The sequence below is a fragment of the Microbacterium arborescens genome, assembly GCF_030369635.1.
Lineage (GTDB): Bacteria > Actinomycetota > Actinomycetes > Actinomycetales > Microbacteriaceae > Microbacterium.
Genome location: NZ_CP128474.1, coordinates 3,055,027 through 3,076,586, shown reverse-complemented (window position 1 = coordinate 3,076,586; position 21,560 = coordinate 3,055,027). Strand labels below are relative to the sequence as shown.

Genomic DNA, 21,560 nt, shown 5'->3' with positions numbered 1-21,560 from the left:
GTCCCACACTGTCGGTTCCGGCTTCCCGAGCAAAAGGGCTGGACGCGCGCGGGGGAGAGGCGTAATGCTCGGTTCCGCACCGGAACGCACATTCGCGCCGAAGCGACCGATAGTGACCGGTGGAGCGGTGCACCCGAGAACGCCGCTCGCGGAGAGAGACATGTCGCGGCATGATGCGGTGAACAGGCGAGCGCGGCGCGTCCGCGGCATCCGCGTCGCCGTCGGCGTGGCGCTGATCGTCGTGGTGTCAGCCCTCGTCCTCGTCCAGGTCGCGACGGGATGGCATCTGCGGCAGCTGCGGGTACTCGCTTTCGCCGGCCTCGTGGTGATCGTGCTGCTCGGGGCGTTCGTCGCGGTGACGGTGGCCAACGGTCGCCGCCAGTCCGAGGGCGAGGACGCCTAGGCCCGGGCACCCGACGCAGCCCCGGCCTCGATGCTGGCCGGGTCGCCGCCGGGCGCCTCGTGGTGCGTCGCCGCGTCGACGATCCGTGCGCGCAGCACGGTGATCGCGGCCACGACCATGAGTGCGGCGCCGAGCGCGTACGGGGCCGCATGAGCGACGCCGGCGTAGAGCACGCCGGCGAGGATCGGGGCGATCGTGCCCATCGCGGCGGTGAGTGACTGGGTGACTCCGCCGAGCCAGCCCTGCTCGTCAGCCGCGACGGCGTTCGACATCACCCCGTCGAGCGTTGCCTGCGAAGCGCCCTGTCCGGCCGCGAGCGCGAGCGCGCCGAGGATGAACAGCCAGGGCTGGGCGACGAGCGAGGCGACCACGGCGAGAGCGACGAGTCCGGCCGTCTGAGCCGCGATGCCGGCCACGATGACGCCGCGCTCGCCCATCCGCGGCAGCAGCAGGCCGAGGAGGATGCCCTGGACGAGGATGTCGATCACTCCGACGACGGCGATCAGCAGTCCTATCGCGGTGGGTCCCCAGCCGATGGAGTCGAGGGCGAGCACGCTGAAGTTGTTGACGAAGAAGCCGAACGGGAGCGCGAGCAGCGCGAAGGCGATGAGCAGCGCGCGCAGCTCCGGGCGTACGAAGGCGCGGCGGAACACGAGGAACGGGTTCAGGTCCGACACGGCGATCGCGGGGATGCGGTTCGTGCGTTCGAGGCTCTCGGGCAGGAGGAAGATGCTGAGGGTCGCGATGAGGAACGAGATCCCGGCGGTGACGAAGACCGGGAGGGCGAGGTCGATCGCTGCCAGCAGGCCGCCGAGCGCCGGCCCGACCATGGTGCCGATGCCCGAGAGCGCCCCGAGCAGGCCGAATCGCTGTGCGCGCTTCTCGGGCGGGGTGATGTCGGCGAGGTAGGCGAAGAGGGCGGGGAGGTCGCCCGCCGTCGCGCCTTGGACGACGCGCGCGAGCAGCAGCACCCACAGCGCCCCGCCGATGCCGAACAGGAGCATGCTCAGCGCCGCACCGAACGAGGCGACGATGATCACCGGGCGGCGGCCGAACCGATCGGACAGGCGTCCGAGGAAGGGCGCAGCGATGAAGGCGCACAGTCCGTTGACGGCCTCCAGCGCGCCGACCCACAGGGCGAGCTCGCCCTCGCCCGAGACATAGCGCAGCACGACGAACGGGAGGACAGGGAGGACGACGGTCATACCCGCCGTCGTGAGTGTGGTGAGCACGATCAGCATCACCCAGCGGCGGTCGGTGCCGGCGAGGCGGAGACGCGACAAAACTGAAGTCATACCGGAACTGTACCGATACCAGTTTTGGTGTCAATACAGTTTTTCGCGCGAGAGCCCTAAGATCGACCACATGACCGAGATCGCGCCCGTGGGGCGCCGCGAGCGCAAGAAGGCGGCCACGCGCAAGCGGATCTCGGATGTCGCGACGGCGATGTTCCTCGAACGCGGGTTCGACGACGTCAGCATCCGTGAGATCGCGGACGCCGCCGATGTCTCGCCGACGACCGTCTTCGCGCACTTCAGTCAGAAGGAGGCGCTGGTCTTCGATGAGGATGACGAGCAGCGCGAGCGCCTCGTCTCGGCCGTGCGCGACCGCACCGCCGGAACATCGATCGCCACGGCGATCCGCGCGTACTACGAGCGTGAGATCCGTGCGGGCGCGGCCGAGCACGGCGACGATGTCGCTCGTCGGTTCATGGACTTCCTCAACGCGACACCCGCCCTGCGCGACTACGCCGCGCGCATGTGGCTGCGCCACGAGGACGCGCTCGCCGATGCCGTGGCGGCCGAGCTCGGCGAGGAGCGGCCCGACGCCCACATCCGCGTTTTCGCGAGGTTCGTGCTCCAGATCCAGACCATGGTGAATGAGAGCGACGACCCGGAGGCGACGCTCGACGCGGGGTTCGCGGTGCTCGAGAACGGCTGGTCGGCCTTCGAGAATCGGGAGGCGGAGCGATGACCCGGCGCAAGTCTCTCGTGAACACCGTGGCCGACGATCTGCTCGATCGCATCATCGCCGGCCGGTTCGCGCCGGGTGACGCGCTGCCGACCGAGGCCGAGATCGGCGCCGAGTTCGATGTCAGTCGGGTGACCGTGCGCGAGGCGCTGCGGACGCTGTCCGCCCGCGGCATCGTGCGGGTGGTCTCGGGGGTCGGGTCGCGCGTCGCGCCGGTGGAGGAATGGTCGTCGGTGTCCGACGCCCTGCGGTTCCGCGCCGCGCACGGTGACGATGCCCTCGTGGCGGAGCAGCTCATCTCGACGCGCCGCCTCATCGAGTGCGAGGCCGCGGCTCTCGCCGCGTCGATCGTCGACGACGCGGCCCTGGCGGAGTGCGCGGCATGCGTCGACGAGATGGTCGCGGGAGCGGCCGCGGGCGACGTCGATCGCTTCGTCGAGGCCGACCTGCGCTTCCATGCCGTGATCCTCGGCGCCTCGGACAACCTGTTCCTCGGGGTGTTGCTCGCACCCCTGACCGAGGTGCTCGCCGAGCGCCGGGCGCAGACCTCGCGGGTGCCGGAGATCCAGGAGCACGCGATCGAGGAGCATCGGCGTATTCTCGCGGCGCTGGGCTCGCGCGATCCGGAGGCCGCCCGCGCAGCGATGGATCACCATCTGCAGCAGACCCTGGATGACTTCCGCCGCTACGTGGCCGGTTGAGGAGGCCTCACGTCGTTTCGGGCTCGTCGTCGTCGATCGGCACCTCGTGACTCTGCTCCCAGACGTCGGCGTCGTCCGCCTCGGTCGTCGGGGCCGGGATCTCGGGAGCCGTCCCGTCGTCGGGTGTGACGGGATGCCGCTGTTCCTCGGCGTCGGCCACGGGAACCTCGGCGCCGTGCTCGCGGGCGGTCTCGGACATGTCTGACTCCTCTCGTCTCCTGCGGGTCGATCGTCTGATGCCAGCGTGCGGCCCATGCGGGCGACGACGCAACCCCCGAGCGCGATGTGTCGCCCGATTGACGTCCCTCCCCTCCTGCTGCATGCTGTCATACAGCTGATAGCCACTCGGCTGGCCACTCAACGACGAGGAGATCCCATGGCACCGACCGCACCACTGCCCGGCCTGCCCGATGCCACGCGTCCTGATGTCGGTGTGCTCGCGGCGCGCATGGCCGAGAGCGGGCGCGTGTTCGTCGTCCTCGACGACGATCCCACCGGGACGCAGTCCGTTGCGGACCTTCCTGTGCTGGGGGCGTGGGATGTGGCCGACCTGGTCTGGGCGTTCTCGTCAGGGGCTCCCGCGGTATATGTACTGACCAACTCGCGCAGCCTCGCACCGGCCGACGCCGAGCGCATCAACCGCGAGGTCGTGCGCGCGTCCCTCGCGGCGGCGGAGACAGTCGGCGTCCGGGTCGGCTTCGTCAGCCGCAGCGACTCGACGCTCCGGGGGCACTTCCCGCTCGAGCCCGACACGATCGCCGATGAGGTCGCCCGGTCGGGGGCCGCGGCGCCGACGAACGTCGTCGTCGTGCCCGCGTTCCCGGATGCCGGGCGCGTCACGGTGCGCGGGGTGCACGGCATCCTGTCGGACGAGGGCTTCACACCGATCGGCGAGACGGAGTTCGCCCGTGACTCGACCTTCGGCTTCCGCTCGTCGCGGCTCGCCGACTGGGTGGCGGAGAAGACCGGCGGGGCGGTCGCCGCCGCCGATGTGGTCGAGGTCACCGTCGACGACCTCCGCGCTGGCACCGCTGCGGTCGCCGCGGTGCTGCGTTCTGCCCCGGAGGGTGTGCCCATCGTCGTCGACGCGGTCGTGGAAGAGGACCTCGTCGAGCTGGCGTTGGGGCTCGAGGCGGTCGAGGCGGAAGGTCGTTCGTACGTCTACCGGGTCGGGCCGCCGTTCGTGCGAGCACGAATCGGCCAGCGACGCCGGCCGCCCCTCGACGTCGCCCGGCTCGGCGCCGACCGTGCGGCGCGCGGCGGGCTGGTCGTGGTCGGGTCGCACGTCGGCCTGACGAGCCGCCAGCTCGCCGACCTGATGCGGCATCGACCGCTCGAGGCCGTCGTCGAGCTCGACGTGCCGCGGCTGCTCGATCCCGCACAACGAGCCGCGGAGCTCGATCGGGCCAGCTCGATCATCGCCACGGGACTGCTGCGAGGCGACGTCGTGCTTCACACGAGCCGGACCCTCGTGCGCAGCGACGACCCCGACGAGAGCCTGGACATCTCGCGCCGCGTCTCGCGAGCCGTCGTCGATGTCGTCCGCACCGTCGTCGCGCGTGTCACGCCGCGGTTCGTCATCGCCAAGGGCGGCATCACCTCGAGCGACGTCGCGACGCGCGGGCTCGAGATCCGCCGCGCGCGCGTGCGCGGTTCCCTCTTTCCCGGCATCGTGTCGGTCTGGGAGGCGGCCGACGGGCCGGCATCCGGGATCCCCTACATCGTGTTCGCCGGCAACGTCGGCGACGACGGGTCGCTCACCGCCGCTGTCGAGCGGCTCTCGCTGACGCCCGCGCCATCCGCCTGAGCTGAAGGAGCAAGGTTCGATATGAACGACAACACAACGGTTGCGGTACTGGGGCTCGGCGCGATGGGCCTGCCGATGGCCGCCCGCCTGGCGGAGACTTTCCCTGTCCGCGGCTTCGACATCGCCCCCGCGCGGCTCGCGCTGGCCGCCGAAGCGAGCGTGACGCCGGCTGATTCCGCCGCCGAGGCCGCCGACGGCGCACAGGTCGTCCTGGTGGCGGTCCGCGATTCGACGCAGCTCGCCGACCTCCTCTTCGGCGATGACGGCATCGCCGACGCCCTCGCGGAGGGGGCGGTCGTCGTCCTCACCAGCACCGTCGGCACGGACGGGGTCGCCGACGTCGCGGCCTCGCTCGCCGAGCGCGGCATCGGGCTCGTCGACGCCCCCTTGAGCGGCGGTCCGATCCGGGCGCGAGAGGGCGACCTGCTGATCGTCGTCGGTGCGCACCCCGACGCCCTCGCCGTCGCCCGACCCGTGCTCGACCAGCTGGCGTCGACGCTGACCGTCGTCGGGGAGCGGGCCGGCGATGGTCAGGCGCTGAAAACGGTCAACCAGCTGCTGTGCGGCGTGCACATCGCCGCCGCGGCCGAGGCGCTCGCGCTCGCCGACCGGCTCGGGCTCGACCTGGAGCGCACGCTCGAGGCGTTGCAGGCCGGTGCTGCCGCGTCGTTCATGCTCGGCAACCGCGGGCCTCGGATGCTGCAGGCCTGGGATTCCGACGGCGCCGAGGTGCTCAGTCGCCTCGACATCTTCGTCAAAGACATGGGGATCGTCGGCACCGCGGCGCGGCGGGCGGGGCTTCCGGCGCCGCTGGCAGCCGCCGCCGAGCAGAGCTACCTCCTGGCGCAGGCGCAGGGACTCGGCGAAAAGGACGATTCCGCCGTCATCCGCATCTCGGCGCCCGCGCGCCGCGGCTGAGCACCGATCTTGCGGATTCCTTGAGGTTGCGCGGTGCACGCGTTGCGGATTCCTTGCGGTGCGTCGCCGACGATCGAAGAACACCCGGCCACGGGGACGCTGCCCGAACGGCGCTCCCGGGCCGGGTGTCTCGTTGTGCGGTTTTCGCGCGGCGCGCAAGTGCCTCGGCTTATCGGCGCAGTCGGCATAGCGTCGAGCCATGAGCGATCAGAGCATCCCCACACCCGACGAGCCCACCTTCCCCGCACCCGCCGAGCCCACCGTTCCCGTGCCCACGGAGCCGACGACGCCCGCGCCGGGTGAGCCCTCCGCGCCGACTCCGCCCGCAGCGTCCGAGCCCGCGGCGGACACCCTGGGCGGGACCGAGGGCGCGGGCCAGGGGTCGCCGGTCAAGGACCCCGAGAACTGGGTCACGGGTGATGAGCCCATGACCGGCCCGCAGCGGAGCTATCTCGACACCCTCGCACGCGAGGCCGGCGAAGAGCTTCCCGGCAATCTCACCAAGGCGGAGGCGTCGGAGCAGATCGACCGTCTGCAGGACGCGACCGGGCGCGGCGAGTAATCAGGCGCCTGCGTCGGGTGCGGCGTCGGTGCCGTGCTGCGGCCGAGCCGAGCGCACGCGGAACCACAGGCTCAGCTCACGAGCCGCCCGCAGCGTCGCGCTCGGGTCGCCGGCGCTCTCGAGGTCGTCGAAGGTGTCGCGGAACCCCGCCGGAGCGTCGCCCGTCGTCTCGGCGATCGGCTGATAGCCCATCGTCCACTCGCGGAACTCGCGGTGGGCGATGGGCTGCTCGATGAGGACACGCATGCCGGAGTGGCGCGAATCCTCGCGGATGGTCGCGAGGAGGTCGCGCACGGTCTGCTCGGGGCCCTCGAGCACCTGGACGAATCGACCGCCGCGGTACAGCAGCATCCCCGTCAGGTCTCGATCCGCGTTCGACGCGCGGCTCTGCTCGAGCAGAGCCGCCAGCTCGTCGTCGCCGAACGGGGCCCGGGCGTTGCTCGTATAGAGGACCGAGAGCAGGTCGGCGGGCGTCGAGGTCATCGGATCTCCCGGAGTTCGATCGGCGGCGCTTCGTCGGGGATGTCGGGGGTCGCGCCGAGGGCGAGCGTGCGCATGGCGGTGGTCAGATCGGTGAACGCCCCGACGCGAGACGACCGGGAGTCGTACGCAAGATACCGGCCGTCGGCCTGCCGGTCGATGTATCCCACGAACTCACCGGTGCGGCTGCCCACGTGGAAGCCGTCCTCGACGCGCGCCCAGACGATGCCGTTGCCGGGCGCACCCGCCGCGCCACCGGGGATCATCGGGCGGCCTGCGCGCGGGGAACCCACACGAGGGCGCCGGCGGCGATGAACGTCGCGGCCCCGACGACATGCGCCGCCATCCAGACCGGCTGGTCGAGCGAGAAGGGGTACACGGGGTTCCAGACCACCGCGACCGCCGCCATCGGAAGAGCCCACCACCACTGCCGCGCCTGGATCGCGAACCACGCGATGATGAGCGCGAGGATCGCGACGACGAACGAGATCACGATCGCGAACTCCCCGCCGATGAGCGGGATGCCGGCGATGAGGGCGGCGGCTCCGAGGATGCCGGGTGCGAGCGCGTTGCGCTGACGCTGCGGCGGGTCGGCAGGTCGGGTGGATCTGGATGCCATGCGGACGTTTCTCTCGGGGCGGACGGCGCGACGCTGCGCGCCTGTTCGATCGTACGAGTTCAGCGCGTGGCAGAGGTCGCGCTTGACGCGGCCGCTGAATCGGTCATCGGCGCGCCCGACCCGGTCATGACGGGCACCGGATCGGCGAGGAGGTCGGCGAACGCCGTCTCGGCAGCGCCGACGAGGAGCCGGTCGTCGCCCAGCTCGGCGGTGCGTACGAGCGGGCAGGCGGCCGAGATGGTCTGCCGAGCGACGGCCTCGGCGAACTCGTCCACGTCGCTTTCGACGAGGGGAGCGAGGAAACCGCCGAGCACCACCACCGCCGGGTCGAGGACGTTGACGGCGCTCGCGACCGCCGAAGCCAGGATGCGGCGCTGCCGGCGCAGCTCGGCGCGAGCAGCGGGGTTCGCGGCCCCGTGGACGGCGGCGCGCAGCTCGGCGTCGTCTGCGCCGGGAAGTCCGAGCGAAGCGATCAGGCGGTGCCGGCTCACTTCGTCCTCCAGAGCGGCGTGCTCGCCGGAACGGCGGTCTGCGGCATCCTCGAATATCGCGGGGTTGTGCCCGAACTCGCCGGCCAGGCCGCGCGCGCCGCCGACGAGTGCGCCCCCGACGACGAGCCCGCCGCCGATGCCGCTCGCCCCGCCGTTGAGGTAGATCACATCGGCGACGCCGCGGGCAGCGCCGAAGAGGTACTCGGCGTGCGCGCCGTACGACGCGTCATTGCCGACCGTCGTGGGCGTGCCCGTGGCTGCCGTCACGAGCTCGGCGAGCGGAGCGTTCGTCCAACGCAGGTGCGGGGCGTGCACGACGAGACCGGCTGCGGGCTCGACCAAGCCCGGGACGGCGACGCCGACACCGATGACCGTCGTCGCCGCGAGCGGGCCCGCTCGCCAGTCCTCGATGGTCTCCGCGATGAGCGACGCGAGCTCCTGCGGCGTGATGAGGGCCGTCGTGAGCGCGCGGCGGCGGGCGTGCACACGGCGGTCGAGGCCGACGGCGGCGAGCGTCACGGCGTCGACCTCCGGGTTCACGGCGACGGCGACGACATCGGCGCGTGCGGTGATGACCGGAGAGGGGCGACCGATGCGCCCCTCGGGGGCGCCGGCGGTCTCGGTGACGAGCCCCAGGCGCGCGAGCTCTGCCGTCAGCGCGCCGATGGTCGAGCGGTTGAGGCCGAGTTCGGCAGTCAGCGCGGCGCGCGAGATCGGCCCGTCCCGGTGCACGACGACGAGCATCCGAGCGAGATTCACGCGCCGGACGAGTTCGGCGGTTCCCGGCGCGACACTCACGGGATCAGCCTACGAGAATCCAGTTTGTTGACGTAATAGACAAATCGACTTACGCTGAGCCCGCAGCAATCGAAGCGAAGGAGCACGCATGCGCACCCCGACCCCGGCCGACAAGTTCACGTTCGGCCTCTGGACCATCGGCTACAACGGCACCGACCCGTTCGGCGGCCCGACCCGTCCGCCCCTCGACGTCGTCCACGCGGTCGAGAAGCTCGCCGAGCTCGGGGCCGCAGGACTGACGTTCCACGACGACGACCTGTTCGCGTTCGGATCCAGCGACAGCGAGCGGCAGACGCAGATCGATCGCCTCAAGGGCGCGCTCGCCGACACCGGTCTGACCGTTCCCATGGTCACCACCAACCTCTTCAGCGCTCCCGTCTTCAAGGACGGCGGCTTCACCTCGAACGACCGTGCGGTCCGCCGCTTCGCCATCCGCAAGGTGCTGCGGCAGATCGACCTCGGCGCCGAGCTCGGCGCCGAGACCTTCGTCATGTGGGGCGGCCGCGAGGGGGCAGAATACGACTCCGCGAAGGACGTCCGCCAGGCGCTCGAGCGCTACCGCGAGGCCGTCAACTTCCTCGGCGACTACGTCGTCGAGAAGGGCTACAACCTGCGCTTCGCGATCGAGCCGAAGCCGAACGAGCCGCGCGGCGACATCCTGCTGCCGACCGTCGGTCACGCGCTCGCCTTCATCGAGTCGCTCGAGCGTCCTGAACTCGTCGGGCTGAACCCCGAGGTCGGGCACGAGCAGATGGCGGGGCTGAACTTCGCGGCCGGCATCGCGCAGGCCCTGTACCACGGCAAGCTCTTCCACATCGATCTCAACGGTCAGCGCGGCATCAAGTACGACCAGGACCTCGTGTTCGGTCACGGTGACCTGCACAACGCGTTCGCCCTCGTGGACCTCCTCGAGAACGGCGGCCCGAACGGCGGCCCGGCGTACGACGGACCCCGTCACTTCGACTACAAGCCGAGCCGCACCGAAGACGAGACCGGCGTCTGGGACTCCGCTGCCGCGAACATGCGCACCTACCTGCTGCTCAAGGAGCGGGCCGCGGCGTTCCGCGCCGACCCCGAGGTCCAGGAGGCGCTCGAGGCCGCCCGCGTTCCCGAGCTGGCGCAGCCGACGTTCGGCGAGGGGGAGAGCTACGACGACTTCGTCGCCGACCGCTCGGCCTACGAGGACTTCGACACCGACGCCTACCTCGGCGGCAAGGGCTTCGGGTTCGTCCGTCTGCAGCAGCTCGCGACCGAGCACCTGCTCGGTGCGCGCTGACGCCTGAGCGCGACGAGCCCCGCAACGCGAGAGAGAAGGATGCCGGCATGACGCTGGTCATGGGTGTCGACTCGTCGACCCAATCGTGCAAGGTCGTGATCGTCGACGCCGACACCGGTCGGGTCGTCCGGGAGGGGCGTGCGCCCCACCCGGACGGCACGAGCGTCGACCCCGAAGCCTGGTGGGCTGCGCTGCAGGCTGCCGTCGAGCTCGCGGGCGGGATGTCCGACGTCGCGGCGTGGTCGATCGGCGGTCAGCAGCACGGTCTCGTCGCGCTCGACGAGCAGGGGGCGGTCGTGCGCGACGCCCTGCTGTGGAACGACACGAGGTCGGCGCAGGCGGCATCCGATCTCGTGGCCGAGTTCGGCGCCGAGCGCCTCGCCGAACGCACCGGGCTCGTCCCGGTCGCCTCGTTCACGATCAGCAAGCTGCGATGGCTGCGCGACCACGAGCCGCAGAACGCTGGGCGCACGGCGGCGGTGGCGCTGCCGCACGACTGGCTGACCTGGCGGCTGCGCGGTTTCGGCCCCGCCGCCGACGGCTCAGCCGGGGCCGCGGTTCTCGGCGAGCTCGTCACCGACCGTTCCGACGCGTCGGGAACCGGGTACTGGAGCGCCGTCACGGGTGAATACGACCGCGAGCTTCTCGTGTCGGCCCTCGGACACGACGTCGTCGTGCCGCGGGTGCTCGCCGCCGACGAATGGGTCGAGGACAGGGCTGGCCGGCGGGTCGCCGCGGGTGCCGGCGACAATGCGGCATCCGCTCTCGGCGTCGGCGCGGGCCTCGGCGACGTCGTCGTCTCGATCGGCACGTCCGGCACCGTCTTCGCAGTGAGCGACACGCCCGCGATCGATGCGACCGGAACCGTCGCGGGCTTCGCCTCGGCAGACGGTCACCATCTGCCGCTCGTGTGCACGCTCAACGCGGCACGCGTGCTCGACGTGGTCGCGGCGTTGCTCGGGGTCGACCACGACGGGCTGTCGCAGCTGGCGCTGTCGGCCGATCCCGGTGCGGGCGGGCTGACCCTCGTGCCGTACTTCGAGGGTGAGCGCACCCCGAACCTGCCGGACGCGACGGCTGTGCTGAGCGGGATGACGCTGGCCTCCACCACCCGCGAGAACCTCGCCCGCGCCGCGGTGGAGGGGATGCTGTCCGGGCTCGGCGCCGGGCTCGACGCCCTGCGCGACCAGGGGGTGCCGCTGCGCCGGGTGCTCCTGGTCGGCGGGGGAGCGCGGTCGGCCGCCGTGCAGCAGATCGCTCCCGCTGTCTTCGGTCTCGACGTCGAGGTTCCCGCCCCGGGCGAATACGTCGCGCTCGGCGCGGCTGAGCAGGCCCGCCGCGTCGTCGCGGCGGATGCCGGCTAGACCGCCTCAGACGTGGTCGCGCCAGGAGTGCTTCGGCTCGTACCCCAGGAGCCGCCGCGCCTTCTCCGTCGAGAAGAGCGACCGGTTCGTGCCGAGCTCGCCGCGGACCTCGACGTCGGGGAAGACCTCGGCCACGAGCTCCGCGTTCGGGCGTGACATGACGGTGTCGGCGGCTGCGATGAGGAACCGGTCGAATCCCGCCGGCGCGTTCTCGAGTGCACGCATCACGGCCTGGGCGCCGTCGCGTGCGTCGATGTAGCTCCACACGTTCCACTTGCGGCGCACCGGGTCGGCGTCGAAGGAGGGGAACTCGGCGTAGTCCTCGGGAACCATGACGTTCGAGAACCGCAGCGCCGTGATCGACAGGCCCGGGTGCCAGCGCACGAGCTCGATCGCGAGCTGCTCCTCGAGGTGCTTCACGAGCGAGTACACCGACTCGGGGCGCGCGGGGTAATCCTCGTCGACGGGGATGTACGGCGGCGGAACGTCGAACGGCAGTCCCTGCACCGTCTCGCTCGAGGCGTACACGATCCGGTCGATGCCGAGTCGTGTCGCGGCGTGGAAGACGTTGAAGGTCGCGGCCATGTTGTTGTGGAAGGTCGCGATGTCGGGACGGATACCGGGGGCCGGGACCGCGCCGAGGTGCACGATCGCGTCGACGCCGTCGTGGCGGTCGCCCACCGAGCCGAAAGCGTCGACGACCTGGCCGTAGTCGGTCAGGTCGATCTGCACGAACGCGGGCCCGCGCGTGCCGACGACGTCGAAGCCGATGACCTCGTGGCCCGCCGCCGTGAGCTCACGAGCGACGACCGTGCCGAGTTTTCCCGATGATCCCGTCAGTGCGATCCGCATGAGAACAGCGTCGCACACGGTGGTGCACCCGGGGGCGGCTAGGCTCGTTCCTCATGGCTGCCGGGGCGACGATCCACACGTTCGATGCGACGCTCGCAGACGTCGACCGCGGCGTGTACGAGTCGTTCGCGCTGCGCCTCGCGCGGCATCCCTCCGAGACGGATGCCTTCATGCTCACCCGGTTGCTCGCCTACTGCCTCGAGTACGAGGAGGGCATCGATTTCACCGAGGGCATCGCCGCGAAGGACGAGCCGGCCGTGCTCGTCCGCGACCTGACCGGATCGATCGTCGCCTGGATCGAAGTGGGGGCGCCGGATGCCTCACGGCTGCACCTCGGCAGCAAGCAGGCCGACCGCGTCGCGGTGTACACGCAGCGCAACCCCGGACCGATCGTCGCGGCGTGGGCGGGGAAGAAGATCCACCGTGTCTCGGACATCGCCCTGCACAGCTTCGAGCCGGGCTTCATCGACACCCTCGTCACGGCCCTCGACCGCCGCAACACCGTGACGGTCTCGGTCACCGAGCGGCACCTCTACGTCGAGCTCAACGGCGTGACCGCCGAGTCCGACGTCATCACTCAGCCGGCCGGCTGACCCGTGGCGCCGTCGGGCGCCTCCGGGGCCGCGGAGGACGTCGGGGCCTCCGACACGAACACGTCGACGCCGGCATCCGTCAGCACCAGCTGCATCGCGGTGCCGATGGGGTAGCGGGCGAGGAGATCCTCGGGCTGATCATCGCGAACGACGAAGGAGACGGCAGCGGGGAACGCGCCGGCGGAGCAGCCCTGGTCCATGAATCCCGACCAGGAGTCGCTCGTCGACGACTCGACGTCGGCGACCCGCGTGACGATGACGCAGGACTCGGACTCGCTCTCGTCGAGCGACCAGAAGCTGGGGGTCTCGAACACGGCGAGTCCCAGGAAGGGCTCGAACGACCGGCCCTCGCGGTTCCGGTCGTAGCCGCCGAAGAACTCCGGCAACTCGGCCCCCGTCGGCAGCAGCGTCGTGACGTGCGAGACGCGCGCGTCCGGCGGCAGCGCCGTCGCGGTCGAGGCGCTGCGCGCCGTCGCGAACGCCGTGACGCCGACCGCGAGGGCTGCCACGGCGACGAGCGACCCGGCCCACATGAGCAGGGGTCGCGGCCGTCGCGCGCGAGGGACCGTCGGGTCCGCGGCGCCATTCCCGGACTCGTGACTCCCGGACCCGTGCCCCTGGGACTCGTCGTCCCGCGTCTCGTCGGACCGGACCGCTGACGCGTTCGGCACCGTGTCGATGATCGGCGGCGACTCCGGCTCCGGAGCGGGCGTGTGCTCGTGTGCGCGTGGCAGCCGGCGTTCGCGTTCGCGTTCCTCGAGCTCGGCCAGTCGTGCCAGTGCCACCGGGTCGTCGGCGATGTCGCCGCCCGGCGCGTAGGCGCGGTTGCGGAGGGCTCGAAGCTCGGCGGCAACTCCCTCGTCCATCCTTGAATCGTGGCACATCCCGCCACCCGCGGGGGCGGTCGCCCGGTCGTGCGGCGTCGACTCCGGCGGGGCGGCTCCGTTAGCATTCCAACCATGGCACCCCTGCGCGCGCCGGTGCGCCTGGACCGCCCACGTCTGCTCTCGGCGCTTGCGTCGCCCGCGCCCCTGGTCGCTCTGCTCGGTCCGGACGGCGCCGGCGCGAGCACGCTGCTGCGCCAGTTCGCAGAGGAGCGTGACGACGTCACGTGGGCCGGCGACGGCCGCATCCCCGACGTGGTCTCGCGCACGCTCGTCATCGACGACGGCGACGCCCTCGCGCCCGACGCCTGGGAGCGGGTGCGGCAGCTGCGCATCACCCGGCCCGATCTCGTCGTTCGGCTCGCCGTACGCAGCGCCCGCGCCGTCCCGCTGGCCTGGGACGTGGAATGGGTACGCGATCTCGCCTTCACGCTCGACGAGACGATCGCCTACGTCGCCGCGCGCGACTCCCACCTGAATCCCCGCACCGTGCAGCTGGTGACGGGCGGACTCCCCGCGGCCGTCGTCGCGGTCGTCGAGGCGAACGTCGTCGACGCCGATGCGGTTCGACTCGTGCTCGCGCGCCTCGCGCCGCATCCGCTGCCGGCCTCGGCCGCCGCCCTGGCGGTGCCCGAGTTCCTCACACCCGCGCTCGCCGCCCAGCTCGGCGGCGACGACGCCGTCATCGAGCGGGCCGAGCGGGCGGGGCACGGCGAATGGCGCACCGACGACGGCACGCTGATCTTCGCGCTCACGGCGCCGATCCGTGCCGCGACGCTTGCGGCGACGCCCATTCCCGAGGGCGAGCAGCGCGCGATCCGCCACCGCGCCGCCCGTGCGCTGCTCCGGGAAGGCTCGGGGCTCGGCGCGCTCGTGGAGGGCGCCGCTGCGGACGCCCTCGACATCGTCGACGCGGCCCTGCGCCGCGACGGGCTCAAGCTGCTCTGGGGCAACGGCCCCCGCATCGCCGCGGCGCTGCGTCCGATCCCGCTGCTGCAGCTGCGGCGCTGGCCCGTCATCGCCCTCGCGCAGGCCCTCATCCTCAACGCCCGCCGGGAACACAAGGTCCGCGCGGCCGAGCTGCTGGGCGTCGCGCTGCTCGGAGTCCAGACGGGCCAGAGCGAACCGGCCGACCGTGCCCTGCTGCGCGTCGTCGAGTCGGTCGCGCGCCGGCTCACCGGCGTCGGCGACCGCGGTCTGCGCGCTGCCCGCGCGGCGGCGCGCATCCTCGACGAGCTGCCGGCAGCCGATCTCGAGCAGCTGCGCGGGCTGCGCGGCGATCTGCACGCCCACGCGGCGATCAGCCTGCTGTACGGCGGTGACGACGAGGCGGCGGTCGAACAGTTCGAACAGGCGCTCGCGACGGCCGTGCGACCGAGCGTCGAACTCGTCGCGTACGGCGGCCTGGCCCTCGTCCACGCCAAGATAGGCGATCTTCCGGCGGCGCAGACCTGGGCGGCGCAGGCCACCGGACGTCCCTGGCCGGACGACATCCTCAACGAGTATCAGGGCAGCATGCTGTGGATCGCCGAGAGTCAACTCGCGCTCGAACGCGGCGACGTCGGCGCCGCGGAGGCTGCGATCGCCCCGATCTGGCCGATCATCGACACCATCGAGCATTGGTCGGCGATCGCGATGGTGCGCGCATGGACCGACGTCTCCGCCGGTCGCCCCCACGAGGGTCTCGAGCGGCTGCGCGCGCTGCGCAGTCGTCGTGGACGACGGATCGCGTCCGGTTCGCCGGCCGCGCGCGTGCTCGACGCCACCGAGAGCGCCCTGGCGCTCGCCGCGGGCGACCTGGCGTCGGCGCGCCGGCTCACCTCGCGTTCGTCCGACGTCCCCGAGGTGATGCTCGCCGCCGCCCGCGTCGCGGTCTTCGACCGTCAGCACGAACGTGCGCTGAAGCTCCTCAACGCCGTCGCGGCGCGCACTCCACGACAGCGGACCGAGTCCGCGGCGCTCGAGGCGATCCTGCTCCACCGGGTGGGCCGGGTCGTCGACGCCCGCGTCCTCGCCCAGCGTGCGGGCACGCTCGCTCGCACCTACGGTCTGCGCACCCCGTTCCTCGTCATCCCCGCCGACGAGCACGATCTCTTCGCGGGCGAGGTCGACGACGTGCCGGCGCCGATCACGGTCGCGGGGGTCGCCCCGCAGCTCACGGCGCGGGAGGCTGTCGTCGCCCGTCACCTCGTCGACACCGCGAGCGTCGAGGAGATCGCCGCGCGCCTCCACGTCTCGGTCAACACCGTGAAGTCGCAGCGGCGTTCGCTGTACCGCAAGCTCGGCGCGTCGTCGCGCGAGGAGGCGATCGCGGCCGCCCTCGCCTACGGTCTCCTGACGGATGCCGACCCCACGCGGGCGATCACCGCGGTCGATGCCAGCGCCGCCGACGCGGCCAAGACGAACAGGACGCCGTAGGACCCGGAGCCGACGAACAGCACGAGGCCCGCGAGGGCCGGCGCGAGCGTCTGCGGCACGATCGTCGCGAGACCCAGCAACCCGAGGTCCCGCCCGGAATCGCCGGCGGACGGCAGCACGTCGATCATGAGGGCCAGATCCGCTGCCAGGTACACCCCGCGAGCCGCCCCGCCGATGACGGCGAACGCCACGAGACCGGCGACGCTGGGCGCGGCGAGAGGGATCAGGAGGGATGCCGCCAGGACCGCGCTCGCCGCGACCACCCAGGGCACGCGGCGCCGGATCCAGAGTGCGCCGGCTACGGACCCGCCGACGAGGCTGACGATGTGCAGGCCGATGACGAGGCTCGCGGTGCGGCCGGCCTCCTCGACGGAGGCGCCCGTGAGGTCCATCACGATGTACAGCAGGTACCCCATCACCAGCTGATGCCCCAGCACGAGGAAGAACCGTGCGGTGAAGACGAGCCGGAGGTCGCGCGACGCCCACGCCTCTCGGATGGGTAGTCGAACGGCCCTCGGGGCGCTCGAGCGGTCGGGGTTCGCGACCACGAAGAAGACCGCTGCGATCATCAGCCCGGCCGCCAGCGCGACATACACCAGCGGCGGGCTGGCGACGCCGAGACCGGCACCCGCCGCGCCGGCGGCGAGTCCGCCCGCGGCGCCCATGCCGAAGAAGGCCGCCGCCCGGGGCCGCCGCGACGGTTCGACGCGGTCGGCCAGTACGGCGTCGAGCGGCGCCTCCAGCACGTTCAGGAGCGGCTGCAGCACCAGCCACCCCAGGGCGACCGCCCAGACCGACTCGGCGTGGCCGAGCGCCACCATCACGGCGGCGCTGCCACCCGCACCCGCGAGGATCCAGGGCGCACGCCGTCCCCAGCGCGAGCGCGTCCGGTCCGACGCAGCACCAGCCAGCGGGTGGACAACGAGGGTGAGCAATGACGACGCGGTGAGCACGACCGCGAGGACGGCGTCCTTATGGGCGGGGTCGGCACGGGCGATCTGGGCGGGAACGAGCACTCCCGCGACGCCGCCGTAGACGGCGTTCAACGCCAGAGCAGCGATCAGCAGCGACCAGAGGAGCCGGGTGTGCACCAGAGCATTCTGGTGCGCGCGCACCGGTCGCGCGAAGCCGGGATGAAATGCGAGGTGAAGTTCCCGGTTTTCACGCGTCAGCGACGGGTGGTCGCCGCCAGGGTCGAGCGGATGCGCATTCGCTGCGCTCTCACAGGCGCTGCCCGAGCGCTGTGCCCTTTACCCGAAGGATGACCGTGAAATACCTGCGCCCAGATTCACCGCCGCCGCCGCGACGACGTCGCGCCCGTACCGTTGCGAGAGGCGTGCTCGCGGCAGCCCTCTCGTCGGCCCTCGCTCTCGGCGGCGCGGTCGGCGCGCAGGCCGTCGAGTCCGACGTGCCGCCGTCGACGAACCCCGCGCTGAGCGAGCACTGCCAGATGAACATCGCCATCAGCGTCGACTTGTCCAATTCGGTGACCGACACGCAGCTCGCGCAGACCCGCTCCGAGCTGGCCGGACTGGCGCAGTCGCTCGAGGGCTATCCGCTCCAGCTCGCCGTACACAACTTCGCTTCCAACGCTCCCGCCACCAGCGGCCCCTCGAACAGCCCGCTGCCCCTGACGTCGCTCGCCGACGAGGCCGGAGTCGACGCCGTCGGCGCCTACGTCAACGGCATCCAGCGTCCGGCGAGCGCTCAGGGCGGCACGAACTGGGATCGCGGCTTCGCCGCCGTCGCCGCGTCGCCGGAGACCTACGACGCGTTGATCTTCCTCACCGACGGCAACCCGACCCAGTACGGCAGCCCGGCACGGGGACCCGGAAACAGCACCGACCGCGCCGTCATGGACGCTTCGGTCCGCAGCGCGAACGAGCTCAAGGCGACCGGCACCCGCATCGTCCCGATCGGCGTGAGCGACAACCTCTCGGGCCAGGCGCTGGCCGATTTCCGTGAGCACATCCGGCAGGTCTCCGGGCCGACGGAGGGCTCCGACTACTACATCGCCGGGTTCTCCGCCCTGCAGCGCACGCTGATCGACATCGTCAACGCCAACTGCGTCTCGATCTCTCTCGAGAAGACCGGCGTGCTGGCGACCGGCGACCGCGGCGTCGCGGGAGACACCGTCGACTACGCCTTCACCATCACGAACGACGGCGGCGTGACGCTCACCGATGTGACGCTCGCCGACCCCAAGCCCGGCCTCTCGTCGATCCGGTTCGGCGCATGGCCCGGTGCCCCCGGTGTGCTCACCCCCGGCCAGTCGGTGACGGCGACCGCGACGTACACCGTGACGGACGCCGATGTCGCGGCGGGCAGCATCGAGAACGTCGCGACCGTGACCGGGACCCCGCCGGCCGGTGACCCCGTGTCGGATGACGCGCCCGCACTGGTCGCACTCCCCGACCCGGTTCCCGCGATCTCGCTCGAGAAGAGCGGCGCCCTCGACGGCGATGAGATCGCGTACACGTTCACCGCGACCAACACCGGCGACGTGAGTCTGACGAACGTGTCGATCACCGATGCCCTCCCGGGTCTGTCCGAGATCTCGTACGGTGCCTGGCCCGGCGCGTCGGGCGTGCTGGCCCCGGGCCAGTCGGTCACCGCGACGGCGACCTACGCCCTGACGCAGGCCGACCGCGACGCGGGTGTCGTCGAGAACACCGCCACCGTGGTCGGCACCCCGCCCGCCGGTGACCCGGTGACCGACGAGGACGACGTCGACGTTCCCGTGCCGCAGGCACCCGGCATCCTGCTCGAGAAGACCGGCGCGCTCGAGGGAGACGTCGCGACGTACACCTTCGTCGTCCGCAACGCCGGAGACGTCACGCTTCGCGACGTGTCCGTCACCGATGCCCTCCCGGGGCTGTCGGCGGTCGTCTACGGGGCGTGGCCGGAGGCCGAGGGCGTGCTGGCCCCGGGCCAGTCGGTCACCGCGACGGCGACGTACACGCTGACGCAGGCCGACCGCGACGCGGGTGTCGTCGAGAACACCGCGACCGCGACAGGCACCCCGCCCGTCGGCGACCCGGTCACCCACGACGACGAGGTCGAGCTGCCGGTCGCGCAGACTCCCGGCATCGCGCTGGTCAAGACCGGCGTCCTCGAGGGCGGCGAGCTGACCTACACCTTCACCGCGACCAACACCGGCGACGTGACGCTGACGGACGTCGCGATCGCCGACGCGCTGCCGGGTCTCTCCGACCTCTCCTACGGTGCCTGGCCCGCTGAGGCGGGCGTGCTCGCCCCGGGTGAGTCGGTGACGGCCACCGCGACCTACACGCCGACGCAGGCCGACCGCGACGCGGGAGTCGTCGAGAACACGGCATCCGTCACCGGCACCCCGCCGACCGGAGACCCGGTGAGCGACGAGGACGAGTTCGACCAGCCGCTGCCGCAGGGGCCCGCGATCGCGCTGACGAAGAGCGGTGAGCTCGACGGCGACCGCATCCGCTACACCTTCACGGTGACGAACACCGGCGACGTCACGCTCCGTGACGTGGCTGTGCGAGACGGGCTGAGCGGACTCTCCGAGATCGTGTTCGGTGCCTGGCCGGGAGCGCAGCACGTGCTCGCGCCCGGTGAGTCGGTGACCGCGACCGCTGCGTACACGGTGACCGCGAGCGACCGGACCGCCGGCGGTGTGACCAACACCGCGACCGTCACCGCGACTCCGCCGACCGGTGACCCGGTGACGGATGACGACACCGTCCGCACCGCGGTGGGGGCGCTCGCCGCGACCGGAGCGGGCAGCGAGCAGCTGATGCGGCTCGCGCTGTTCGGTGGACTGACGATCGCGCTCGGCGCGGCGGCCGTGGTGCTGCGCCGCCGGACGCGCGCCTGACCACGACTGAGGCCCCCGCGACGTACCCGACGTCGTGGGGGCCTCAGCGTTTGTCAAGCATTCAGCGGATCCCGAGCGGGTGCCGCTACTTTTGTGCGATGACGCATCGAGCCTCTCAGGCCTCCGACTCCGATAGTCCCGGCGCCCGGGTGACCCCGGGTGCGCCCCGTCTTGCGAGCGAGTTCCGCCGGTGAACGGCGATCTGCTCCTCAACATCGTCCTCGTCGTCGTCTTCGTGCTCATCGGCGGCGTCTTCGCCGCCACGGAGATGGCGCTCGTCACCCTTCGTGACAGCCAGGTCAACGCCCTCGCGCTCCGCGGCAAGCGCGGCGAGAAGGTCGCGGAACTCGCGCGGAACCCCAACACGTTCCTGTCGGCCGTTCAGATCGGCGTCACGGTCGCGGGCTTCGCCTCGGCGGCGTACGGCGCCTCGTCGATCGCCCCCTCGCTCGCACCCGTGCTGGTCTCGTGGGGGCTGTCCGATGCCGCCGCGATGACCGTCGCGACGATCGTCCTGACGCTGATCATCGCCTACCTCTCGCTCGTGCTCGGCGAGCTGGTGCCCAAGCGCCTCGCCATTCAGCGCAACGCCGCCTTCGCGTACGGCGTCGCGCCGGTGCTCAACGGTTTCGCGAAGCTCATGAGGCCGGTGATCTGGCTGCTGTCGATCTCGACGAACCTGCTCGTGCGGATGCTGGGCGGAGACCCGAACAAGACCGGCGAAGAGCTGAGCGACGAAGAGCTCCGCGACATCGTGTCGAGTCACGAGGGGCTTCCCGAGGACGAGCGGCGCATCCTCGACGACGTTCTGTCGCTGCGTGACCGTCAGCTGAGCGAGGTGATGCGTCCGCGTCCCGAGGTGGTGTCGTTGCCCGGCGGGGAGACCGTCGGGGCGGCCGCCGCGCTCGTGCGCGACCTGCCCTACTCGCGCTACCCGATCATCGATCAGACGATCGACGACGTCGCCGGGTTCGTGCACGTGCGCGACGTGCTGGATGCCGCGGGCTCGGACGACGCGCAGCCGCTCCAATCGATCGTGCGGCCGATCCGGTACTTCCCCTCGACTGCGCGGCTCCTGCCGACCCTCACGTCGATGCGGGCGGAAGGCAGCCAGATCGCTGTCGTCGTCGACGAGTACGGCGGCACCGACGGAATCGTCACCCTCGAGGATCTCGTCGAGGAGGTCGTGGGCGAGATCGTCGACGAGTACGACACCGAGGCGATGCCGCACCCACTCGCGGGCGACGGCGGACCGGTCGAGGGGCGGCTGAACCTGCAGGACTTCGAGGAGGCCACCGGCATCTCGATCCCGCGCGGGACGTCCGACACCGTGGCCGGTTTCGTGATCGAGCAGCTCGGACGTCTCGCCCGGGTCGGCGACCGCATCGAGGTCGACGGGGCGACGATCGAGGTCACGCGGCTGGACCGCCGTCGTATCGCGGAACTCCACGTGGCGCGCGCGTCGAAGGACGGGCCGACGGCGGTGCCCGCCGAAGGGTAAACTGTCGGTCGGTGCGTCGGGAAGTCTGGTCGACATGTCCGTCGGCGACTGCCGGCGGAGGATCGAAAG

21 protein-coding genes are annotated in these 21,560 nt (G+C 71.7%); 12 read left to right on the top strand and 9 right to left on the bottom strand.

What is annotated here, in order from left to right; all coding sequences use genetic code 11:
* Positions 1 to 160 precede the first annotated feature (160 nt).
* Entirely contained in the window at positions 161 to 403 is a 243-nt protein-coding gene (locus QUC20_RS14540) for a hypothetical protein (protein ID WP_120264152.1), read from the top strand.
* Here QUC20_RS14540 and QUC20_RS14535 read toward each other — a convergent pair.
* Positions 400 to 1,698, bottom strand: a complete 1,299-nt coding sequence (locus tag QUC20_RS14535) for an MFS transporter (protein ID WP_289330325.1) — start codon at positions 1,696 to 1,698, stop codon at positions 400 to 402. The genes QUC20_RS14540 and QUC20_RS14535 overlap by 4 nt on opposite strands.
* A gap of 70 nt (positions 1,699 to 1,768) precedes the next feature.
* Here QUC20_RS14535 and QUC20_RS14530 point away from each other — a divergent pair, with 70 nt between their 5' ends.
* Both QUC20_RS14530 and QUC20_RS14525 read left to right on the top strand, forming a co-directional pair.
* The gene (locus QUC20_RS14530; protein WP_289330324.1) at positions 1,769 to 2,377 is read left to right on the top strand and encodes a TetR/AcrR family transcriptional regulator; all 609 of its coding nucleotides are present in this window, start codon (positions 1,769 to 1,771) and stop codon (positions 2,375 to 2,377) included.
* Positions 2,374 to 3,075, top strand: coding sequence for a FadR/GntR family transcriptional regulator (locus QUC20_RS14525; protein WP_289330323.1), 702 nt, complete (start codon positions 2,374 to 2,376; stop codon positions 3,073 to 3,075). The genes QUC20_RS14530 and QUC20_RS14525 overlap by 4 nt, the downstream gene beginning before the upstream one ends.
* Before the next feature lie 7 nt (positions 3,076 to 3,082).
* On the opposite strand, the gene QUC20_RS14520 is transcribed toward QUC20_RS14525, so the two are convergent.
* On the bottom strand, positions 3,083 to 3,274 hold the full coding sequence (locus QUC20_RS14520; protein WP_120264155.1) for an Rv3202a family protein: 192 nt from the start codon (positions 3,272 to 3,274) through the stop codon (positions 3,083 to 3,085).
* A 177-nt stretch (positions 3,275 to 3,451) separates the two neighbouring features.
* On the opposite strand from QUC20_RS14520, the gene QUC20_RS14515 reads away from it, so the two are divergent.
* The 3 genes from QUC20_RS14515 to QUC20_RS14505 all read left to right on the top strand — a co-directional run bounded on the left by QUC20_RS14515 (position 3,452) and on the right by QUC20_RS14505 (position 6,362).
* Positions 3,452 to 4,882, top strand: a complete 1,431-nt coding sequence (locus QUC20_RS14515; RefSeq protein WP_289330322.1) for a four-carbon acid sugar kinase family protein — start codon at positions 3,452 to 3,454, stop codon at positions 4,880 to 4,882.
* A 21-nt stretch (positions 4,883 to 4,903) separates the two neighbouring features.
* Positions 4,904 to 5,800 carry an NAD(P)-dependent oxidoreductase gene (locus QUC20_RS14510; protein ID WP_289330321.1) on the top strand — a complete coding sequence of 299 codons (897 nt, stop codon included), beginning with the start codon at positions 4,904 to 4,906 and terminating at the stop codon, positions 5,798 to 5,800.
* A 352-nt stretch (positions 5,801 to 6,152) separates the two neighbouring features.
* The gene (locus QUC20_RS14505) at positions 6,153 to 6,362 is read left to right on the top strand and encodes a DUF3072 domain-containing protein (RefSeq protein ID WP_259455361.1); all 210 of its coding nucleotides are present in this window, start codon (positions 6,153 to 6,155) and stop codon (positions 6,360 to 6,362) included.
* Here QUC20_RS14505 and QUC20_RS14500 read toward each other — a convergent pair whose 3' ends face one another.
* Genes QUC20_RS14500 through QUC20_RS14485 form a run of 4 tightly spaced genes read right to left on the bottom strand, consistent with a single transcriptional unit; the run spans position 6,363 to position 8,750 of the window.
* Complete coding sequence (locus tag QUC20_RS14500) at positions 6,363 to 6,845, bottom strand: BLUF domain-containing protein (protein WP_120264158.1); 483 nt, start codon at positions 6,843 to 6,845, stop codon at positions 6,363 to 6,365.
* Complete coding sequence (locus QUC20_RS14495) at positions 6,842 to 7,108, bottom strand: hypothetical protein (RefSeq protein ID WP_120264159.1); 267 nt, start codon at positions 7,106 to 7,108, stop codon at positions 6,842 to 6,844. The genes QUC20_RS14500 and QUC20_RS14495 overlap by 4 nt, the downstream gene beginning before the upstream one ends.
* Positions 7,105 to 7,461, bottom strand: coding sequence for a DUF6804 family protein (locus tag QUC20_RS14490; protein WP_120264160.1), 357 nt, complete (start codon positions 7,459 to 7,461; stop codon positions 7,105 to 7,107). The genes QUC20_RS14495 and QUC20_RS14490 overlap by 4 nt, the downstream gene beginning before the upstream one ends.
* A 59-nt stretch (positions 7,462 to 7,520) precedes the next feature.
* On the bottom strand, positions 7,521 to 8,750 hold the full coding sequence (locus tag QUC20_RS14485; protein WP_259455316.1) for an ROK family transcriptional regulator: 1,230 nt from the start codon (positions 8,748 to 8,750) through the stop codon (positions 7,521 to 7,523).
* Between the two features lie 88 nt (positions 8,751 to 8,838).
* Between QUC20_RS14485 and xylA the strand changes: the two genes are divergently transcribed.
* A complete protein-coding gene (gene xylA, locus QUC20_RS14480) occupies positions 8,839 to 10,026 on the top strand; it encodes a xylose isomerase (protein ID WP_120264161.1) in 1,188 nt (395 codons plus the stop codon).
* A 47-nt stretch (positions 10,027 to 10,073) separates the two neighbouring features.
* Positions 10,074 to 11,390, top strand: coding sequence for a xylulokinase (gene xylB, locus QUC20_RS14475; protein WP_183045349.1), 1,317 nt, complete (start codon positions 10,074 to 10,076; stop codon positions 11,388 to 11,390).
* Positions 11,391 to 11,396: 6 nt separating this feature from the next.
* On the opposite strand, the gene QUC20_RS14470 is transcribed toward xylB, so the two are convergent.
* Positions 11,397 to 12,242 carry an NAD-dependent epimerase/dehydratase family protein gene (locus QUC20_RS14470; protein ID WP_289330320.1) on the bottom strand — a complete coding sequence of 282 codons (846 nt, stop codon included), beginning with the start codon at positions 12,240 to 12,242 and terminating at the stop codon, positions 11,397 to 11,399.
* 53 nt (positions 12,243 to 12,295) lie between these two features.
* Between QUC20_RS14470 and QUC20_RS14465 the strand changes: the two genes are divergently transcribed.
* The gene (locus tag QUC20_RS14465) at positions 12,296 to 12,835 is read left to right on the top strand and encodes a YaeQ family protein (RefSeq protein ID WP_120264162.1); all 540 of its coding nucleotides are present in this window, start codon (positions 12,296 to 12,298) and stop codon (positions 12,833 to 12,835) included.
* Here the strand turns inward: QUC20_RS14465 and QUC20_RS14460 are convergent.
* On the bottom strand, positions 12,820 to 13,701 hold the full coding sequence (locus tag QUC20_RS14460; protein ID WP_289330319.1) for a hypothetical protein: 882 nt from the start codon (positions 13,699 to 13,701) through the stop codon (positions 12,820 to 12,822). The two genes, QUC20_RS14465 and QUC20_RS14460, sit on opposite strands and share 16 nt — an antisense overlap.
* Positions 13,702 to 13,794: 93 nt before the next feature.
* On the opposite strand from QUC20_RS14460, the gene QUC20_RS14455 reads away from it, so the two are divergent.
* On the top strand, positions 13,795 to 16,137 hold the full coding sequence (locus QUC20_RS14455) for a helix-turn-helix transcriptional regulator (protein ID WP_289330318.1): 2,343 nt from the start codon (positions 13,795 to 13,797) through the stop codon (positions 16,135 to 16,137).
* Here QUC20_RS14455 and QUC20_RS14450 read toward each other — a convergent pair.
* Complete coding sequence (locus tag QUC20_RS14450; RefSeq protein WP_289330317.1) at positions 16,044 to 17,228, bottom strand: MFS transporter; 1,185 nt, start codon at positions 17,226 to 17,228, stop codon at positions 16,044 to 16,046. The genes QUC20_RS14455 and QUC20_RS14450 overlap by 94 nt on opposite strands.
* A 245-nt stretch (positions 17,229 to 17,473) precedes the next feature.
* On the opposite strand from QUC20_RS14450, the gene QUC20_RS14445 reads away from it, so the two are divergent.
* Positions 17,474 to 19,990 carry a DUF7507 domain-containing protein gene (locus QUC20_RS14445; RefSeq protein ID WP_289330316.1) on the top strand — a complete coding sequence of 839 codons (2,517 nt, stop codon included), beginning with the start codon at positions 17,474 to 17,476 and terminating at the stop codon, positions 19,988 to 19,990.
* Positions 19,991 to 20,180: 190 nt separating this feature from the next.
* Positions 20,181 to 21,491, top strand: a complete 1,311-nt coding sequence (locus QUC20_RS14440) for a hemolysin family protein (protein ID WP_289330315.1) — start codon at positions 20,181 to 20,183, stop codon at positions 21,489 to 21,491.
* The last annotated feature ends 69 nt before the right edge of the window (positions 21,492 to 21,560 follow it).

Coding starts and splice junctions, on each gene's coding strand:
- QUC20_RS14460 (WP_289330319.1), bottom strand. CDS start 13,701: ATGGACGAGGGAGTTGCCGCCGAGCTTCGAGCCCTCCGCAACCGCGCC.
- xylB (WP_183045349.1), top strand. CDS start 10,074: ATGACGCTGGTCATGGGTGTCGACTCGTCGACCCAATCGTGCAAGGTC.
- QUC20_RS14455 (WP_289330318.1), top strand. CDS start 13,795: ATGGCACCCCTGCGCGCGCCGGTGCGCCTGGACCGCCCACGTCTGCTC.
- QUC20_RS14470 (WP_289330320.1), bottom strand. CDS start 12,242: ATGCGGATCGCACTGACGGGATCATCGGGAAAACTCGGCACGGTCGTC.
- QUC20_RS14535 (WP_289330325.1), bottom strand. CDS start 1,698: ATGACTTCAGTTTTGTCGCGTCTCCGCCTCGCCGGCACCGACCGCCGC.
- QUC20_RS14515 (WP_289330322.1), top strand. CDS start 3,452: ATGGCACCGACCGCACCACTGCCCGGCCTGCCCGATGCCACGCGTCCT.
- QUC20_RS14520 (WP_120264155.1), bottom strand. CDS start 3,274: ATGTCCGAGACCGCCCGCGAGCACGGCGCCGAGGTTCCCGTGGCCGAC.
- QUC20_RS14500 (WP_120264158.1), bottom strand. CDS start 6,845: ATGACCTCGACGCCCGCCGACCTGCTCTCGGTCCTCTATACGAGCAAC.
- QUC20_RS14525 (WP_289330323.1), top strand. CDS start 2,374: ATGACCCGGCGCAAGTCTCTCGTGAACACCGTGGCCGACGATCTGCTC.
- QUC20_RS14510 (WP_289330321.1), top strand. CDS start 4,904: ATGAACGACAACACAACGGTTGCGGTACTGGGGCTCGGCGCGATGGGC.
- xylA (WP_120264161.1), top strand. CDS start 8,839: ATGCGCACCCCGACCCCGGCCGACAAGTTCACGTTCGGCCTCTGGACC.
- QUC20_RS14490 (WP_120264160.1), bottom strand. CDS start 7,461: ATGGCATCCAGATCCACCCGACCTGCCGACCCGCCGCAGCGTCAGCGC.
- QUC20_RS14495 (WP_120264159.1), bottom strand. CDS start 7,108: ATGATCCCCGGTGGCGCGGCGGGTGCGCCCGGCAACGGCATCGTCTGG.
- QUC20_RS14465 (WP_120264162.1), top strand. CDS start 12,296: ATGGCTGCCGGGGCGACGATCCACACGTTCGATGCGACGCTCGCAGAC.
- QUC20_RS14540 (WP_120264152.1), top strand. CDS start 161: ATGTCGCGGCATGATGCGGTGAACAGGCGAGCGCGGCGCGTCCGCGGC.
- QUC20_RS14530 (WP_289330324.1), top strand. CDS start 1,769: ATGACCGAGATCGCGCCCGTGGGGCGCCGCGAGCGCAAGAAGGCGGCC.